The sequence below is a fragment of the Gordonia sp. OPL2 genome, assembly GCF_003797825.1.
GTDB lineage: Bacteria > Actinomycetota > Actinomycetes > Mycobacteriales > Mycobacteriaceae > Gordonia.
This window is the reverse complement of record NZ_RKME01000023.1, coordinates 36,209-53,071: the sequence shown is the minus strand read 5'-3', so window position 1 is coordinate 53,071 and position 16,863 is coordinate 36,209. Positions and strand designations below refer to the sequence as shown.

The window sequence follows — 16,863 nt, the reverse complement described above, 5'->3', positions numbered from 1 at the left end:
GATCGGGGCGGTCACGAGGCCACCTCGGTGTCGTCGCGGGACGCGATCTGCGGTGCGGGTACCCCGGCCAGCACCTGCGCGACGATCCATCGTGGCGGCACACCGTCGGCGACCGCGTCGAAGGTGAGCACCAGTCGATGCGCGAGGACGTCGCAGGCGAGCTCGCGCACATCGTCGGGCAACACGTAGTCACGGCCGCGGATGAGCGCGAGCGCACGGGACGCGGCGAGCACGCCGAGCGAGCCGCGCGGACTCACCCCGTACTCGAGGAACGGCTCGAGGCCGGGCACGCCGTAGGACGCCGGGTTCCGCGTCGCCATCACCAGACGGACGATGTAGTGCGCGACCGCGTGATGGACGAACACGTCGTCGGCGGCGTCCTGCAGGGCGACGACGTCGTCGATCGACAGGATCTGTGCGGGCCGCGGCGGCCGGGTCCCCATCCGCGCGAGGATCTCCATCTCGTCCAGCTCGGTTGGATGCTCGAGATCGACCTTGATCAGGAACCGGTCCCGCTGGGCCTCCGGCAGGTGATAGACGCCGTCGGTCTCGATGGGATTCTGCGTGGCCAGCACGAGGAACGGATCGGGCAGGCCGAAAGTGGTGCCGCCGATGCTCACCTGTCGTTCGGCCATCGCCTCGAGCAACGCCGACTGCACCTTCGCGGGCGCACGATTGATCTCGTCGGCGAGGACCAGATTCCCGAAGACCGGCCCGAGTTCGATGTCGAACGACTCGGTCGACGGTCGCCACACGCGGGTACCGACGATGTCGGCGGGCATCAGGTCCGGCGTGAACTGCAGTCGCCGGAACGTCCCGCCGACCACCTCCGCGACGGTCCGCACCGCAAGCGTCTTGGCGATGCCCGGCACACCCTCGAGCAGGATGTGCCCGCGCGACAGCAGTCCGACGAGCAGGCGTTCGAGCATCTCGTCCTGCCCGACGACGACCCGCTTCATCTCGAAGAGCGCGCGCTCGATGGTCGCCGCCGACGACGTCCGGCGTTCCGGGGATCCGGGTGCCGAGCCGAGTGCCGATCCGCTTGTCGATCCGGCTGTCGCACCGCCGATCTCCCGCAGTCCGGCCGTCGCGTCGTCGTCTGATGAGTTCATGTCCCCACCCCATCAGTCGACCCCGAAAACCAGTGGAAGACAGAGCGAAAGACGACCGAAAGCGGTGTGGCCGTCGCGCGGCCGGATCGCTACTCTGGGGTGGTATGCGCGTGCTGATCGTCGAGGACGAAGAGGGACTCGTCAGTGCCCTGCGCATCGCCCTTCAGCGCGAGGGATACGCGGTCGACGCCGCCCTCACCGATTCCGGGGCGCGAGAACGCCTGTCGGTCAACGAATATGATGTCGCGCTCGTCGACGTCACGCTGCCCGACGGCGACGGGCTCCACCTCGCCCGCCAGGTGCGCGACGGCGCGATCGAGTGCCGATCGGGTCGGGACATGCGCATCGTGATGCTCACCGCGCTCGGCACACTCCCCGACCGCGTCCGGGGCCTCGACGCCGGCGCCGACGACTACATCGTCAAACCCTTCGCCCTCGCCGAACTGACCGCACGTCTGCGGGCCGTGCTCCGACGGGAGGTGCGCGGCGATTCGTCGTCGATCCGCGTCGGCGACATCACCATGGACACCGCCCGGCAGATCGTGCACCGGGGTGGTCGGGAGGTCGACCTGACCCTCAAAGAGTTCGCCGTCCTCCGCTTCCTCATGTCCCGTCCGGACCATGTGGTGTCCGCGGAGCAACTCCTCGAGCACGTCTGGGACGAGCACACCGATCCGTTCACCCAGACGGTGCGGGTCACCGTCGGGACGCTGCGCCGCAAACTGACCGTCGACGACGAGGAGCAAGTGCTGCACACCTCCGTCGGCCGCGGCTATCGATTGCGGTCGGGGATCGTCCCCGACTCGCGGTCGGCCAGGAGTTCCTGATCGGTGGCGCACCTGTCGTCGGCGTGGCGCGCACTCCGGACGATCCGGGTGCGTATCGCGCTGACGACGTCGGCCTGGCTGTTCGCGATCTCGGGTCTGATCCTGCTCGGCGTGTACCTGGCACTGCAGCACAGCATCGACGCCAAACCGCTCGATCCGGTGACGGTGCGCAAGTTCGTCCGCAAGCCGGACGGCACGCTGATGTACAAGACGGGTGAGTCGTTCCAGGCCGCCGATCTCGAGAGCGTCCAGCAGGCCGTGAACCAGTCCACGCTGGAGAGCCTGCGGAACTACTCGCTGATCGCGTTGGCCGTGATCTCACTGATCAGTCTGTTCGTCGGGTGGTTCGTCGCGGGCCGGATGCTGCGTCCGATCGGTGCGATCACCTCCACCGCCAATCGCCTGCGGGCCACCGATCTGTCCCAGCGCATCCACGCGTCCGGTCCGGATGACGAACTGCGCACCCTCGCCGACACCCTCGACAACCTGCTCGATCGCCTGGACACCGCGTTCCGCGCCGAGCGCGCACTCGTGGCGGACGTGTCGCACGAGTTGCGCAATCCGGTCGCGGTGATCCAGGCCAACGTCGAGGCGGTGCTCGCCGACGACCGCGCCACCGCCCAGGAGCGCGCCGAGGCCCTGGCGATCGTGTCACGGCAGACCGCCCGGATGAGCCGGCTGCTCGACGACCTGCTCGCGACCGCACGTCGACGATCGGGTTCGTTCGCCGACGAGCGGATCGATGTGCGCGACTTCGTCGTCGACGTGACGCAGGACCACGCACTCCTCGCGCGTGACCGCTCGCTGCGACTCGACACCCGGGCCTCGCCCGGTCCGCTCGTCTACGCCGACCGAGAGTCGTTGTCGCGGGCGCTCGCGAATCTGCTGAGCAATGCGCTGCGGCTGGCACCCGACGCCTCGACGATCACGGTCGCGGCCGGCAGCGTCGACGGGTGGGCGTGGATCGCGGTGCGCGATGAGGGGCCCGGTATCGCCGACGCCGATCAACAGCGCGTGTTCGAGCGATTCCGACGCGTGGACGACACGACGTCGTCCGACGCCCGCCACCGCGGATCAGGCCTGGGTCTGACCATCGCGCGACAGATCGTGGAGTCCCACGAGGGCAGGCTGGTGGTGCACAGTCGGCTCGGCGTCGGCAGCACCTTCGTCATCTGGCTGCCCGACCGGGCCGACGCCAGCCGGCCGGTCCGCACCGGCGCGCCGCCCGCCCCCGATCCGCTCGGCGCACGGTGAGGCCGGGGCCGCCCATCCGTTTCCGCGTCGGTGACGAACAATGGGTGTTCGCGGACAGTTGCCCTGACGCGGGGTGGAGGGAGCCAGAGTCATGAACGACGATCTCGTCGTGCTGCTCGACGCCGACAGCAAACCGCGCGGAACTGCACCCCGACGCACGGTCCACGGTCCCGATACCCCTCTTCACCTGGCCTTCTCCTGCCATCTCGTGGTCGCCGACCGCATCCTCATGACACGCCGGGCGCTGTCGAAGACGACGTGGCCCGGGGTCTGGACGAACTCGTTCTGCGGCCATCCCCGGCCCGGCGAGGACGTCGAGGCAGCTGTTGCGCGCTACGCACCCCGGGAACTGGGTCTCGAGGTCGCCGACGTCACGCCGATCCTGCCGGACTTCCGCTATCGGGCCGTCGACGCCGGTGGGGTCGTCGAGAACGAGATCTGTCCGGTCTTCCGCGCTCGCCCGGTCGGCACGGTCGCACCGAATCCCGACGAGGTGATGGACATGGTCTGGGCCCCGATCGACGACGTGTGGGAGTCCGCGCGCCGCACGCCGTGGCTCTTCAGTCCGTGGTTCGTCGACCAGGTCCACGCGCTCGACGCGAGCACCGATCTCCAGGAGATCCGGTGATAGGGGTGACGTGCACGGCCCGGCCCGCCACGGCGAACGCCGCGTACCGCCATTACGACGAGGTCGCCGCACACAGTGCCGCGCTCATCATCCGCTCGTACTCGTCGTCGTTCGGACTCGCCTCGCGGCTCCTCGCCGAGCCCGTCCGGCGCGATGTCCACAACATCTACGCACTCGTCCGGCTCGCCGACGAGATCGTCGACGCACCCCGGCCGCATCAGTCCGCCGACCAGCGCCGTCGCGCGCTCGACTCCCTGCGCGCCGACGTCGCCGACGCCATCTCGACGGGTTGGAGCACCAACCTCGTCGTGCACGCCTTCGCGCGCACCGCTCATCACGCCGGCATCGACGCCGGCCTCATCGACCCGTTCTTCGCCTCGATGCGTGCCGACCTCGACCCCGTCGTCCACGACGAGGCAAGCCTCGCCGAGTACATCTACGGCTCGGCCGAGGTCGTCGGACTGATGTGCGTACACGCCTTCCTCGCCGATCAACCGCACCGCAAGGCAAGATACGACCAGCTGGCACCGGGCGCCCGCCGACTCGGCGCCGCCTTCCAGAAGATCAACTTCCTGCGGGACCTCGCCGCCGACGACCACGACCTCGGCCGTCGGTATCTGATCGGACTCGACGCCGACCATCCGTCGGACGAGGTCTGGAACCGGTGGCTCGACGACATCGACGCCGACCTCACCGCTGCCGCGCAGGCGATCCCGTTGCTGCCCAGCGGGACCCGCGTGGCGGTCTGCACCGCCCATGATCTCTTCGCCGAACTCGCCGATCGCCTGCGCGCGACCCCGCCGGAGGTGGCGTGCCACACCAGGATTCGGGTCTCGACACCGGCGAAGGCGCGGATCGCGGTGGCGGCGACCCTTCGCCGTGGCCGGCCCGCCGCGGCCTCGAGGCCGACGACAGGAGCATCCAGGTGACCGGAACCGCGCCGCAACGGATCGTGGTGATCGGCGGCGGTGTCGCCGGCCTGGCCACCGCCGCGCTTCTCGCCGAGGACGGCCACGATGTGACCCTGGTGGAGAAGAACGATCAGGTCGGCGGACGCGCCGGGTCGTGGGAGAGGGACGGATTCCGCTTCGACACCGGACCGTCGTGGTGGCTCATGCCCGAGGTGTTCGATCACTTCTTCCGACTACTCGGCACGTCGACCGAGGAGCAGATCGACCTCGTCCGGCTCGATCCCGGCTACCGCGTCTTCTTCGAGGGCATCGGCGACAGCGTCGACGTCACCGGCGACGAGACCCGCAACCGCGCCCTGTTCGAGTCCATCGAACCGGGCGCCGGAGACGCGCTGCGCGACTATCTGTCGTCGGCGCGAGAGGTGTACGACCTTGCCGTGCAACGCTTCCTGTACACGAACTTCGACTCGGCGAACGCCTATGCCGGACTGCCGGTACTCCGGCGGGCCACGACGCTGTTGAGGATGCTGACAACCACGCTCGATGCTCATGTCACGCAACGCTTCTCCGATCGTCGCCTCCGCCAGATCCTGGGCTACCCCGCGGTATTCCTCGGATCGTCGCCGGACCGCACGCCCGCGATGTATCACCTCATGAGCTGGCTCGACCTCGCCGACGGCGTCCGCTATCCCCGAGGCGGATTCGTCCGGCTGCCCGAGGCCCTGGCGGCGTTGGCCGCCGAGCGCGGGGTCAAGGTGCACACGGGCAGCGCCGCCACGGCGATCCTCACCCGAGCGCATCGTCGTCGGAACCCCGTCGGGCAGCGCGCGGTCGTCACCGGTGTACGCATCAGCGATGCCGACGGGGCGGAGCAGGAACTGCCCGCCGACGTCGTCGTCGGCGCCGCGGATCTGCATCACGTCGAGACGACCCTGTTGCCGGATCGCCTGCAGACCTTCGACCAACGATGGTGGGACCGTGCGGTATCGGGACCCGGCGCCGTCCTCGTGTGTCTCGGGGTGCGGGGAGAACTGCCCCAGCTGGGCCATCACTCGTTGTTCTTCACCGAGGACTGGACGAGCAATTTCGACGCCATCTTCGAGACACCCACGCACATACCCGATCCCGCGTCACTGTATGTCTGCCGACCGTCCGCGAGCGATGAGACGGTCGCTCCGGCCGGCCACGAGAACCTCTTCATCCTGGTGCCCGTGCCCGCAGATCCCACGATGGGTTCCGGCGGGGAGGACGGCGGCGGTGACCGGCTCGTCGAACAGACCGCCGATCACGCGATCGACCTCGTCGCGCAGTGGGCGGGCATCCCCGATCTGACGGAGCGGATCGTGGTGCGGCGCACCATCGGACCGGCGGACTTCGTCGACGACCTCAACTCGTGGTCGGGCGGCGCCCTCGGTCCGGCCCACACCCTGGGGCAGAGCGCCTTCTTCCGCGCGTCCAATCGGTCACGCAAGGTCGGCGGCCTGTTCTACGCCGGATCGAGCACGACGCCGGGCATCGGCCTGCCGATGTGCCTCATCAGTGCCGAGTTGGTGCGCAAGCGGATTCGCGGCGACACCTCCGTCGGCCCGTCGCGGAGCTGATCCGCGGCCTCGACGGGGCCGATCGGGCGCGGCCGACGAGGCGGAGGCCAGCGACGAACCTCGCCGATCGTGCCCAGATTTACGCCGACTGTGCCCAATTTCGCGCCGATCGTGCCCAAATTTGCGCCGATCGTGCCCGCAGAACTCGCCGACTGTGCCCAGATTCGCGCCGATCGTGCCCCAGAACTCGCCGATCGTGCCCAGATTCTCGTCGATCGTGTCCTGACGTCCTGTCGATCGGACGCTTCGTCGCACGTCGTCGGGCAACGCGCCCGGAAACCCGGGGCTCTGGACCCAGTCGGCGCAAATCTGGGCACGATCGGCGCGATCCGGGGTGGGGTTGGGGTTGGTTGCCGGGTCGGCCATCGAGATATTGCCCGGTGGGTGCGACGCGGTCCCGACGGGCAGATCAGGCGCGGCCGATGAGGCCGGCGACGATCTTCGCCGACAGCATCACCAGCGGCAGTCCACCACCCGGATGCGCCGACCCTCCGACGAGGAACAGGCCCGGCACCGGAGACGCATTCGCCGGACGAAGAAACGCTGCGCGGGCCCCGTTCGACGACGATCCGTAGATCGATCCTCCGGGAGTCATGGTGCGGCACTCGAGATCCGCCGGGGTGAGCACCGTCCGATGCCGGATGCGATCGCGGACGTCGAGACCACGATCGGCCATCACCGACAACACCTGGTCGGCGTACGACGCGGCCAGTCCCGGGGTGTCCCAGTCGACGCCCGTCCGCGGGTCGTGTCGCGCGGCGTTGACCAGGACGAACCACGATCCGGTTCCCCGCCGCGGCACGATCTGCGGGTCGTCGGGCGCCGAGATGTACACCGTCGGACGCGGGACCGGGCGCGTGCGCCCCCGGTGCCCGAAGACGCCGTCGAACTCGGCGTCGTAGTCCTCGGCGAACAGGATGTGGTGGTGGGGCTGATCTTTCGGCGGATCGTCGAGTCCCAGCAGCAGGACGAACCCAGAGAGCGACGGCGTTGATCGGCGGATCCGCGCCGCCACACGCCGCGCGGGCCAGGTCTGCACGAGTCGGCCGTACACCTCGGCGGCATCGGCGTTCGCGACGACGAGATCCGCGTGCCGAGTGACACCGTCGGCATCACAGACCCCGACGACGCGATCGCTGCTGTCGACGATGAGTTCGGCAACCTCGCAGTCGGTGTGCAGCTCGCCGCCCAGGGCGACGAACCGGTCGCGGATGGCGGTCGCGATACGCCCGAGTCCGCCCGGGACATACCATGATCCCCAGGCCTGTTCGGCCCACGGCACGGACGCGAGGGCGGCGGGTGCGCGACGGGGATCGGATCCGGTGTAGGTCGCGTAGCGGTCGAGCAGCATCTGCAGTCTCGGGTCCTTCAGGTAGATGCGCCCGAGTCCACGCAACGACCGCCACGGTGCGATCGTCGCGATGTCGGCGGGCCGTGTCCGACGCACCATCTCCCGCACACCCAGCGGCGACTCCAGAAACGCCTCGTGGGTGAGGTCCCAGATCGACTGCGCCCTCGTGAGGAACGCCTCCCACTGCGCACCCGTGCCGGCTCCGAGCGCGGCGTCGAGTGCATCCGGGATCGCCGACAACTCGCCCGGCAGGTCGAGACGGGTACCGTCCGGGAATCGATATCGGGCGGCGACGTCGAGCCGGCTGAGCGGCAGGACGTCGTCGAGCTCGATGCCGCTCGCGGAGAACAGATCCGCGAGCACGTGCGGCATGGTCACCAACGACGGCCCGGTGTCGAAGCGGAATCCGTCGCGCTCGACGACACCGAGCTTGCCGCCGATCTCCGCGGACTGCTCGAGCACGGTCACCCGGTGACCCAGCGCCTGCAGCCGCAGCGCGGCCGACAGTCCGCCGACTCCGGCGCCGACCACGATGATGGTGCTCACCGTGTCTCCCCGACGACCCGCCCACGCCAGGTCAGTGTTCCGGAGCGTTGTGCGACAACAGAATCTGCGGTGAGCGCGGCGAACGCGACAATCGAGAGAGGATGGACGATCGGGTCGGGCCACCGCCGACCGCCCGTGGTCTGGGCAGTGATCATCCGCGATGTCACCGCGGCCAGGTATCCGACGAGTCCGACCCGCGATCCCGTCATCATCGCGATGGGTGGGAGCACATAGGCGAGGTGGAGCAGCGCGGTGACCGCAACGGTTCCGGGCAGTGAGCCGAACGCCGACCAGAGCGACTTCCGATAGCCGTCCCGTACCTCCCGCCATCCGTCGTACATCATGCAGGTCGCGATCGCGCTGCCCTCGACGACGACTCCCCTCGCTCCGGAGCGTTTGAACGCGCGCAGGATCGCGATGTCCTCGAGGATGTCCGAGCGCACCGCCTCATGACCACCGGCACGGCGGTAGGCGGAGCCGTCGACGACCAGGAACTGCCCGTTGGCCGCCGACATCGACGGGCGGGCCGACCGTTCGGCCAGGCGCAGTGGGAGGGTGCTCATCCACGACCACTGCAGCAGCGGTTGGACGAGACGTTCGACCGGCCCGCGGGTGACCTGACGCGGGTACGGGCTCACCAGATCCAACCCGGTCTCGCGGAGGAGGGCGGCCGACGCGGTGAACGCATCGGGCTCGACACGGACGTCCGCGTCGAGGAAGATCATCACGCCGTCGTCTGCGGCCATCCGCGACATCTGGTGGCAAGCCCACGGTTTGCCGTGCCATCCGTTCGGCGGTGGATCGCCGGTGAGGATCTCGACGCTGTCCTCCGCGCGTCCGATCTGGTGGAGCAGTTGCGACGTCCCGTCCGACGACTCGTCGTCGAGGACGACGACGCGCGCCGGTCCCGGCCACCGATCCACAGCGGCCAACACCGAGTTCAGGCAGTCGGTCACGTTGTCGATCTCGTCGCGCATCGGGATCAGGACGGTCAGCGGCTCCGGTGCCGGCGACGGCCCCCGCGCGGGACGCCGCAGTACGTGGGCGTTGTGCACGGTCTGCACCAACGATCCGACCGCGATCGTCGTCCCCAACCGCACGGCCCAGGCCCACACCGAGTCCGACCGCTCGGGGCCGCCGGGCCGGTCAGTACCCCCGAACCATCCGGCGCGGCCGAACCACCCGGCACGGCCGGATCGCAGAGGAAGACACCGGGATTCACCGAAGCGCACGTTGTCGACCCTCCCTCCGGTCGCGGACGAGGACGATGATCAACGGTATCGCCACGAGACCCATGATCACCCCACCCACCAGAGCGACGGGTGGACGCCCGAAGAACAGCGCATGCGCGATCACGGAGGACACATACGTCCACAGGTAGACCGCGATCGGCAGTGCGTCGACCGGCCGGTGACCGATCAGTCGGTCGAGCATGGCGATCATCACGAAGGAGACGAGTAGCCACCCGGCGAAGTTGGTCAACGGTATTCCGTCGACACCCGGCAGGGCAGGGTCGGGATGGTGCCACCGCCAGTAGCCCTGATCGACCATCTGAGGATCGAGAAACACATCCCAGGCGGTCAGCGCGCACGCGCCGACGACGGCTGTCGCCCACCGTCGTCCCGGACCGGTCAACCGCCGCGCCACTGCGAGAGCAGGCCAGGCCATCATGATCCAGGCGAACGGGACCACGACCGGCACGTCGAGCAACTCCACGCCGAGGGTTCCGGTGTAGTCGTAGCTCCCGAACGGGAAACCCGTGTGCACGCCGACGGATTCGGCGAGGAGCCCTCCACCGCCGGCGACGATCAGCAGCGCGGCGACCGCACGGCCGCCGCGTGTGCTCGCCAGATCCACGCCCACTGCCGCCGCGAGAAGCGCAACGCTCGCCACGGTCAGGACGAGATTGCCGCCGTTGGTGTACGGGAACGCGATCTGCGCGACCACCCCGCCGGCGAACAGGATCCAGGCCGCGGTCGAGAGGAATCGATTCGCTGTGGCGGGTTCCGGAGTGGACCCGACCTGTGCGGGCGGCCGTGCACGGATCTCGAAGGGACTCATGGGGTCCGCCCGTCGTAGGTCCCGCTGACGTCGAGGACGGCGAGCCGGGTGAACAGCTCCTCCGCATACCATCGCGCCGACTCGGTGCGCCGCACCGCGTCGAGGTGTTCGGTGGAGCGATAGGCGAATCCGGTGAGTTCGCTGGGCGATTCCCACACGGAGAAGGTGCCCTGCAGTCCGATCGGGGCCTCTCCGATGCCGAGCGCGAGCCGCAGACCGGCTGCTCGGGACAGCTCACCGACGACCGGTGGTACCGCACGCCAGAAGGACATCGCCCGCGTGGGACGCAGTCGGGCGCGCGTGATGGCGGCGACCGGCCCCGCCCACGTGCCGTCGTCGGCTGCCTGCAGTGCCCCGAAGGGTTCGCGCCGCGACCATCGGCCGCGGGATGCCATCGGCCGCATCGCGACTCGCAGTTGTTCGGTGGCCATGAGGTCCCACGACCGGATGGCGGCGGTGGCGGCACCGGCCTCGGCGGACGCCGGGGAGTCCCAGACCGTGAGCAACGCCCAGTGATGCAGATCGGCGTCGCGGGGCGTGAACGTGCGGGCCGAGCCCGTACCCATCATCTTGGCAAAGGTCAGCCCTGGCTGTTTCCGTATCCGACGGCGGGTGAGCGGCACTCGACCGATCGCCGCCGGAACATGATCGACTCCCCAGATCCTCAGTTCGACGAACGGCCTCTCGTTCACCGGCGCCGCCATGAGCAGCGCTCGACCAGATCGCGGATACCCGATCGGGTCGTGTCGTCGACGTCGAGGTCGTCGACGATGTCGAGTGCCTCGGCCGTGAGGCGCGCGATCCGCCGCTCGACCTCGTCGGCGGCACCGGTGTCACGCAGGACATCGCACACGGCGATCAGTCCGTCGTCGGTGAGGCCGGGATCGCCGAGGTGCCGCTCGAGGACGCCGCGTTGCACCGTCGTGGCGCGTTCCGCGGCCGTGGTGACCAAGAGCGTGCGTTTGCCTTCACGGATGTCGTCGACGACCGGCTTCCCGGTCGTATCCGGGTCCCCGAACACGCCGAGGAGGTCGTCACGCAGTTGGAACGCTTCACCCGCGGTCAGGCCGATGCGGTCGTAGGCGCGGAGGAGTTCGTCGGAGCCCCCGCCGAGCACGCCACCGAGGCGGAGCGGATGCCCGACCGTGTATCGCGCGCTCTTGAAACGCATGACCTGACCTGCCCGGCGCGCCGACAACGTCTGCTGCACCTGTCCGAGGATGTCGAGGTACTGCCCCGCGATCGTCTCGTCCCGCATCTGGCTCCACACGGCACGCCCGTCGAGTCGTGTGGCGAGGTCGCGGTCGGCGAACGCGCGGTCGATGAGATCGTCGGACCAGGTCAGGCACAGGTCGCCGGCGAGGATCGCGACTGCCTCCCCGTACACGTCGGGGTCGCCCTCCCATCGCAGACCACGGTGGTGACCGGCGAAGTGGCGATGCGCGGTGGGGCGGCCACGCCGACGATCACTGTGATCCATCACGTCATCGTGGATGAGGGCGGCGAGGTGGAACATCTCGAGGGCGGCTGCCGCCTCGATCGACCCCGGTGGCAGCTCGCCGCCTGACGCGCCGCGCGCCCCGGCCGTGCAGAAGGCCGCACGAATACGCTTGCCTCCCCGTGCCATCTCGCCGAGAAGTTCGGTGACCGGCGTCAGGTCGGCGTCGACTTCCCGCAGGATCCGGCTGTGCCCGGCGACATGCACGCGCACCGCATCCTCGACGAGCGCGACGTCGTTCGCGCTGCGTTCACGGTGAGGGCGGGCGTGACTCGTGTGCGTGGCTTCCGAGGGTGGCACGGGAAGTGTTTCGGAGCCGTCGACGGCGTGGATGGGTGCTCAGCCGATCCTGCGACGAAGCCCCGCGTCCCCGACCCCTGAGGAGCGAAGCGTCACGAGGGGTCACACAGCAACCGCCCGCATCAGTAATAGTGCGCGCGACCGCCGACGGCGCGACCGGTTGCGCCGAGAATCGCCAGGATTGCGCCGACGACGACCAAGATGATGCCGATGGTCCACAAGATCGGGACGCTGAAGATGAATCCCAACACGAGCAAGACGATGCCGAGAATGATCATGATGAGCCTTCCGTGATCGGACTGCCAGACTCGCGCTGCTGCAAGTATTTTCACCGTACGCCGACCGCAGGGTCGCATGTGGCTTTCGAACGATACCGATCCGGTATCGAGAGTGAGACGGACCGATGGCACCGTCTCTTCTCGCTGACCAGAACCGAGTGCGCAACAGTGTGGAGAGTGCCCAGAGAACCACGCTGCTCGACGGCGCGTCACCGGCGTGTCGTGAACGGGGCGGCTCGAGGGTGTATTTCTGGGCTTGTCGGGGTCACGAGTGCCCGCGACATCCGGTTCGCGAAGGGCAGACCCGACGTCGAGCACGACGACGTCCCCGTTTCCCTTTTCAGGATATCCCGAGGTGGGGGCCTTGCCGCAAGGCCCCGGTTCGCCTGCACAATGGTCACCTCATCGCACCGACGCGACCCACCGGCGCACTCGCACGATGAGTTCACCCCACCGGATCGGAGTTCTGAGATCTCAACGCGCACACCCCTTTCCTCCTCCATGTCGTCCACCACCCACGGAGCCGCCTGCATGGACCAGCGCACCTGGAGTGCCTTTCACCTCACCGACAACCGGTCGTCGAAAGCCGACCCACATCTCATCTCCGCCGACGATGACCACTTCGCCGCCATCGCACTATCCCTGCAGACGTCGATCGCCGATCTGACCGCTCGGCTCGAGAACCTGCAGAAGTCGCGGGGTGGCCATGGGAAGGAGGCGGTCGAGCGCGATCTGGAGATCCATCAGACCAACGACCGACTGCGGACACTGCGGCGGTTCAGCGTTGATCTGTGTCTCGGACGATTCGTCCCCACAGACGGAACCGGGCCCGTCTACATCGGCCGGGTCGGCCTGACGGATCGGGACGGGCGACAACTGCTCATCGACTGGCGCACCCCGGCAGCCGAACCCTTCTTCGCCGCGACGCATGCCGATCCGATGGGGGTGACGAGTCGACGGCGCTACCGGTGGTCGTATGGACGGATCACCGATTACTGGGACGAGGCGCTCACACCGGGCACCGATACCGCCGACCTCGCCCTCGACGACGACTCGGCGTTCATCGCCGGTCTGTCCGCCGGGCGATCGCCGCGGATGCGTGATGTCCTGGGCACCATCGCCGCCGATCAGGACGCGATCATTCGTGCCGGCTCGCGGGGCGCCCTCGTCGTCGACGGCGGCCCGGGGACCGGCAAGACGGTCGTTGCGTTGCACCGAGCGGCGTATCTTCTCTACGCCGATCCGCGGCTGGCGGGCAACCGCGGCGGGGTGCTCGTCGTCGGGCCTCACGAGCCCTACCTGGGGTACGTCGCCGACGTGCTGCCCAGTCTGGGCGAGGAGGGCGTCCGAACGTGCACGCTGCGCGACCTTCTTCCCGAAGGGGCCACCGCGACAACCGAATCCGACGACGCGATCGCACGACTGAAGTCGTCGGCGACCATGGTCGAAGCCATCGAACCGGCCGTCGCGTTCTACGAGGAGCCGCCGAGGAAACCCTTCGTCGTGGAGACCCCGTGGGCCGATGTGACGCTGCGCCCCGCCGACTGGGCCGAGGCCTTCGATGCGCCCGAGGCCGGGACGCCACACAACGACGGCCGTGACGTGGTGTGGGAAGCGCTGGTCACGAACGTGGCGGACAAGCTGGACGGCGAGGCCCGGCCGGCCGAGGTACGACGCGCGTTGGCGCAGAACCAAGATCTGGTCCGTGTCGTCACCCGCGCCTGGCCGCTGCTGGAACCCAGCGACATCGTCGCGGATCTCTGGTCGGTGCCCGCATTCCTACGGAAGTGTGCCCCCGCCTTGGGTGCCGACGAGGTACGCGCACTGCAGCGTCGACAGCCGTATGCCTGGACCGAGTCCGACCTGCCGCTGCTCGACGCCGCGCGCCGGCGCATCGGCGATCCGGATGCGTCACGTCGCCGTCGTCACCGTGCGGCGACGCTGTCCGCGGAGCGTGCACGGATGGATGATGTCGTCGGTGACCTGCTGGACTCCACCGTCCACGACGACGGCGAGGGGGTGATGTCGATGTTGCGCGGGCAGGATCTGCGCGACAGTCTCGTCGACCAGACGGCGTCGCCGGCCGAGGAGCCCGATGCATTGGCCGGCCCCTTTGCCCACATCATCGTCGACGAGGCACAGGAACTGACCGATGCCGACTGGCAGATGTTGCTGTCCCGGTGCCCGTCACGCAGCTTCACCATCGTCGGCGACCGCGCTCAGGCCCGCCGCGGCTTCACCGAGACGTGGCCGGAGCGATTGTCGCGAGTAGGCGTCAAGCAGGTGACGACGGCGTCGTTGACGGTGAACTACCGGACCCCCGAGGAGGTGATGGCCGTGGCGGCGCCCACCATCCAGGCGGTTCTGCCCGATGCGAACGTCCCCACCTCCATCCGGACCAGCGGCCTGCCGGTGCGCCATGAACGTTCCGCGGAACGCGATGCCATCGTCGAGCGCTGGCTCTCGGAGAACGCCGAGGGCACGGCCTGCGTGATCGGCGATCCGTCCTTCGTCGAGCGTCCACGGGTCCGCTCGTTGTCACCGGCGCATGCCAAGGGACTCGAGTTCGACCTCGTCGTCCTTGTCGAACCCGACACGTTCGGTGCGGGGATCGAGGGCGCGGTGGACCGCTATGTGGCGATGACCAGGACGACACGAGAGCTGGTCGTGCTGTCCGACGAGGTGTGAGATTCGTCCCTGGCCCGAACGGGGACTGGCCAGGCGGGAAGGTGCGGGTGCACCATGGATAGGTGCGTCGTGCAACCAATCCGGACCGGGTGACGAGGTCATCCGTGCTGAGCCCACGGCGCTGGCCGATCACGAAGCTGTTCAGCCGCAATCCCGTGGTCCGTCGTAGCGACCGCGTGGAGGCGCTGGCCTTCTGTCTGGCCGCGCTGCTCGCGGTGCTGGCGATTCCGCTCGCGGTCTCCGTCGAGGGCGGCGTGCACAAGGCGCGGTCCGCCGCGATCGCCGAGCAGGCCCGCACCATCCACGCGGTCGAGGCGACCGCCGTCGACGATGCCAGCGTCATCTTCTCCGAAGGTCAGAACGGTGCGCTCGTCACCGCCCGGTGGTCCTACAATGCGGTCCCCCACCGCGGCACGGTCAACGTCGACGACACCGCGCTGAACGCCGGCGATCAGTTCACCATGTGGGTCGATGAGCAGGGCCAGACCACGCGCAAGCCGCTCACCCCGGCTGATGCCGCCTCGGGCGCGATCATGACCGCCGCTGCGTTCTACCTGGCGGTCCTGGCCGTGAGCGCTGTCGCCGTCATGGGCGTGCGCGGTCTGCTCGACCGTCATCGCCGTCGTGGCTGGGACAGTGCGCTCGCCGAACTGACGGGCAGCGACGACGGGCATTCGCACCGGCATTGGTGACCCGAGTCGGTTCACACGGGCCAGACCAGACGACTTCGTCAGGTGAGACGAGTGGCGCCGATCAGTACGCCGAGTTGACGTTGTCCATCGAGCCGTAGGTGTGCGCCGCGTAATTGCAGGCGGCGACGATGTTCGCGACCGGGTCCCAGACGTCGAACTTGGTGCCCTCGACGTGATAGGCGGCAAAGGTCGGGTCGATGACCTGCAGCAGACCCTTCGACGGGATGCCGGCGGCGGCGTTCGAGTCATAGAGGTTGATGGCCTGCGGGTTGCCGGTCGACTCACGCATGATGTTGCGGTAGATGCCGTCGTAGCTCGCCGGGATGTTCTTGGCCTTCAGGATGTCGAGCGACTCACGAATCCAGCCGTCGAGGTTGTCCGGGTACACCGGTACGGGCGGCGGAGCCGGAATGGCGGGCTTGGCGACCTGCTGCACCTTCACGGGAGCCGGCGCCGGAGTCGGCTTGGGGCTCGCCGAGGCGAACGCGGCGGGGTTGGCACTGTCCGCGGCGGGGTTGTCCGCATTCTCCGTGTGGGCGGAGGTAACCGGTCGCTCGGCGTGCGCGGGCTCGGTCACACCGGCCGACGCGGCGGTGACCGCCGCGGCGATCGACAGTGTCGCTGCGCCGGCAGCGTAGAAGCTTCGAGATCTGGACAGGGTCCGGGCACGGCGGAGCGGCTTCGAGACAACAGACATGACGGTGTTCCTGATACTTGTGAGCGGCCGGACTGGCGGCCGACAGCAGACACCCGCCGAGGCGCGCAGCGCTCCCGGTACCGTGGTGTCATCGCTGTGGATGGACGTGCTGACAGATGAACTTGTGAAGAGGACGCTCACGTCCCTGCGCAAGGCGAACCCGGGCCGTATCGGTCTGCGCGAACCGCATCTGCACCCGGTGCCAGATAACAGATTGATATACATTCCTGAGAAAAGTCCAATACGGACATCGCGCACAGCCCGCTCACAGCTCGATTTCACCGAACCTCTGGTTCGAAAAAATCGCTCTGAACTGCCCTTTTACGACGAAGGTCCGCCGTGACGCGTCTCACACGATTGAACCGTTCGGTTACTTGACTCGCGTCCCAACAATCACAGAATGATCACCGTCGGTATTA

At 68.5% G+C, this 16,863-nt stretch carries 16 protein-coding genes; 8 read left to right on the top strand and 8 right to left on the bottom strand.

Going from position 1 to position 16,863, the window contains the following annotated elements:
* Positions 1-11: 11 nt before the first annotated feature.
* Positions 12-1,112, bottom strand: coding sequence for a MoxR family ATPase (locus EEB19_RS19390; protein WP_187588988.1), 1,101 nt, complete (start codon positions 1,110-1,112; stop codon positions 12-14).
* Between the two features lie 104 nt (positions 1,113-1,216).
* Here EEB19_RS19390 and EEB19_RS19385 point away from each other — a divergent pair, with 104 nt between their 5' ends.
* From EEB19_RS19385 to crtI, 5 genes are all read left to right on the top strand, one after another.
* Positions 1,217-1,939: a response regulator transcription factor gene (locus EEB19_RS19385; protein ID WP_187588987.1), complete on the top strand. Its 723-nt coding sequence runs from the start codon at positions 1,217-1,219 to the stop codon at positions 1,937-1,939.
* 3 nt (positions 1,940-1,942) lie between these two features.
* Positions 1,943-3,193, top strand: coding sequence for a cell wall metabolism sensor histidine kinase WalK (locus tag EEB19_RS19380; protein WP_222929958.1), 1,251 nt, complete (start codon positions 1,943-1,945; stop codon positions 3,191-3,193).
* Positions 3,194-3,284: 91 nt separating this feature from the next.
* Positions 3,285-3,821 carry an isopentenyl-diphosphate Delta-isomerase gene (idi, locus tag EEB19_RS19375; RefSeq protein ID WP_187588986.1) on the top strand — a complete coding sequence of 179 codons (537 nt, stop codon included), beginning with the start codon at positions 3,285-3,287 and terminating at the stop codon, positions 3,819-3,821.
* 5 nt (positions 3,822-3,826) lie between these two features.
* Positions 3,827-4,750 (top strand): squalene/phytoene synthase family protein, encoded by a 924-nt coding sequence (locus EEB19_RS19370; RefSeq protein ID WP_187589029.1) that lies wholly within the window; start codon positions 3,827-3,829, stop codon positions 4,748-4,750.
* Positions 4,747-6,333 carry a phytoene desaturase family protein gene (crtI, locus tag EEB19_RS19365; protein WP_187588985.1) on the top strand — a complete coding sequence of 529 codons (1,587 nt, stop codon included), beginning with the start codon at positions 4,747-4,749 and terminating at the stop codon, positions 6,331-6,333. Before EEB19_RS19370 ends, crtI begins: the two co-directional genes overlap by 4 nt.
* Before the next feature lie 409 nt (positions 6,334-6,742).
* Here the strand turns inward: crtI and EEB19_RS19360 are convergent, their stop codons facing one another.
* From EEB19_RS19360 to EEB19_RS19335, 6 genes are all read right to left on the bottom strand, one after another.
* A complete protein-coding gene (locus EEB19_RS19360) occupies positions 6,743-8,230 on the bottom strand; it encodes an NAD(P)/FAD-dependent oxidoreductase (RefSeq protein WP_187588984.1) in 1,488 nt (495 codons plus the stop codon).
* On the bottom strand, positions 8,227-9,345 hold the full coding sequence (locus EEB19_RS19355; RefSeq protein WP_187589028.1) for a glycosyltransferase family 2 protein: 1,119 nt from the start codon (positions 9,343-9,345) through the stop codon (positions 8,227-8,229). The genes EEB19_RS19360 and EEB19_RS19355 overlap by 4 nt, the downstream gene beginning before the upstream one ends.
* A 103-nt stretch (positions 9,346-9,448) precedes the next feature.
* Positions 9,449-10,291 (bottom strand): carotenoid biosynthesis protein, encoded by an 843-nt coding sequence (locus tag EEB19_RS19350; protein ID WP_187588983.1) that lies wholly within the window; start codon positions 10,289-10,291, stop codon positions 9,449-9,451.
* Entirely contained in the window at positions 10,288-10,995 is a 708-nt protein-coding gene (locus EEB19_RS19345) for a monooxygenase (protein ID WP_187588982.1), read from the bottom strand. The genes EEB19_RS19350 and EEB19_RS19345 overlap by 4 nt, the downstream gene beginning before the upstream one ends.
* Positions 10,980-12,089: a polyprenyl synthetase family protein gene (locus tag EEB19_RS19340; protein WP_187588981.1), complete on the bottom strand. Its 1,110-nt coding sequence runs from the start codon at positions 12,087-12,089 to the stop codon at positions 10,980-10,982. Before EEB19_RS19340 ends, EEB19_RS19345 begins: the two co-directional genes overlap by 16 nt.
* A 122-nt stretch (positions 12,090-12,211) precedes the next feature.
* Positions 12,212-12,367 carry a DUF6131 family protein gene (locus EEB19_RS19335; RefSeq protein ID WP_187588980.1) on the bottom strand — a complete coding sequence of 52 codons (156 nt, stop codon included), beginning with the start codon at positions 12,365-12,367 and terminating at the stop codon, positions 12,212-12,214.
* A 531-nt stretch (positions 12,368-12,898) separates the two neighbouring features.
* On the opposite strand from EEB19_RS19335, the gene helR reads away from it, so the two are divergent.
* A complete protein-coding gene (gene helR, locus EEB19_RS19330) occupies positions 12,899-15,055 on the top strand; it encodes an RNA polymerase recycling motor ATPase HelR (protein WP_187588979.1) in 2,157 nt (718 codons plus the stop codon).
* A 62-nt stretch (positions 15,056-15,117) separates the two neighbouring features.
* On the top strand, positions 15,118-15,747 hold the full coding sequence (locus EEB19_RS19325; protein ID WP_187588978.1) for a hypothetical protein: 630 nt from the start codon (positions 15,118-15,120) through the stop codon (positions 15,745-15,747).
* A 61-nt stretch (positions 15,748-15,808) separates the two neighbouring features.
* Here the strand turns inward: EEB19_RS19325 and EEB19_RS19320 are convergent, their stop codons facing one another.
* Positions 15,809-16,444: a transglycosylase SLT domain-containing protein gene (locus tag EEB19_RS19320; protein WP_187588977.1), complete on the bottom strand. Its 636-nt coding sequence runs from the start codon at positions 16,442-16,444 to the stop codon at positions 15,809-15,811.
* On the opposite strand from EEB19_RS19320, the gene EEB19_RS19315 reads away from it, so the two are divergent.
* Positions 16,443-16,787 carry a hypothetical protein gene (locus EEB19_RS19315; protein ID WP_187588976.1) on the top strand — a complete coding sequence of 115 codons (345 nt, stop codon included), beginning with the start codon at positions 16,443-16,445 and terminating at the stop codon, positions 16,785-16,787. The genes EEB19_RS19320 and EEB19_RS19315 overlap by 2 nt on opposite strands.
* Positions 16,788-16,863 lie beyond the last annotated feature (76 nt).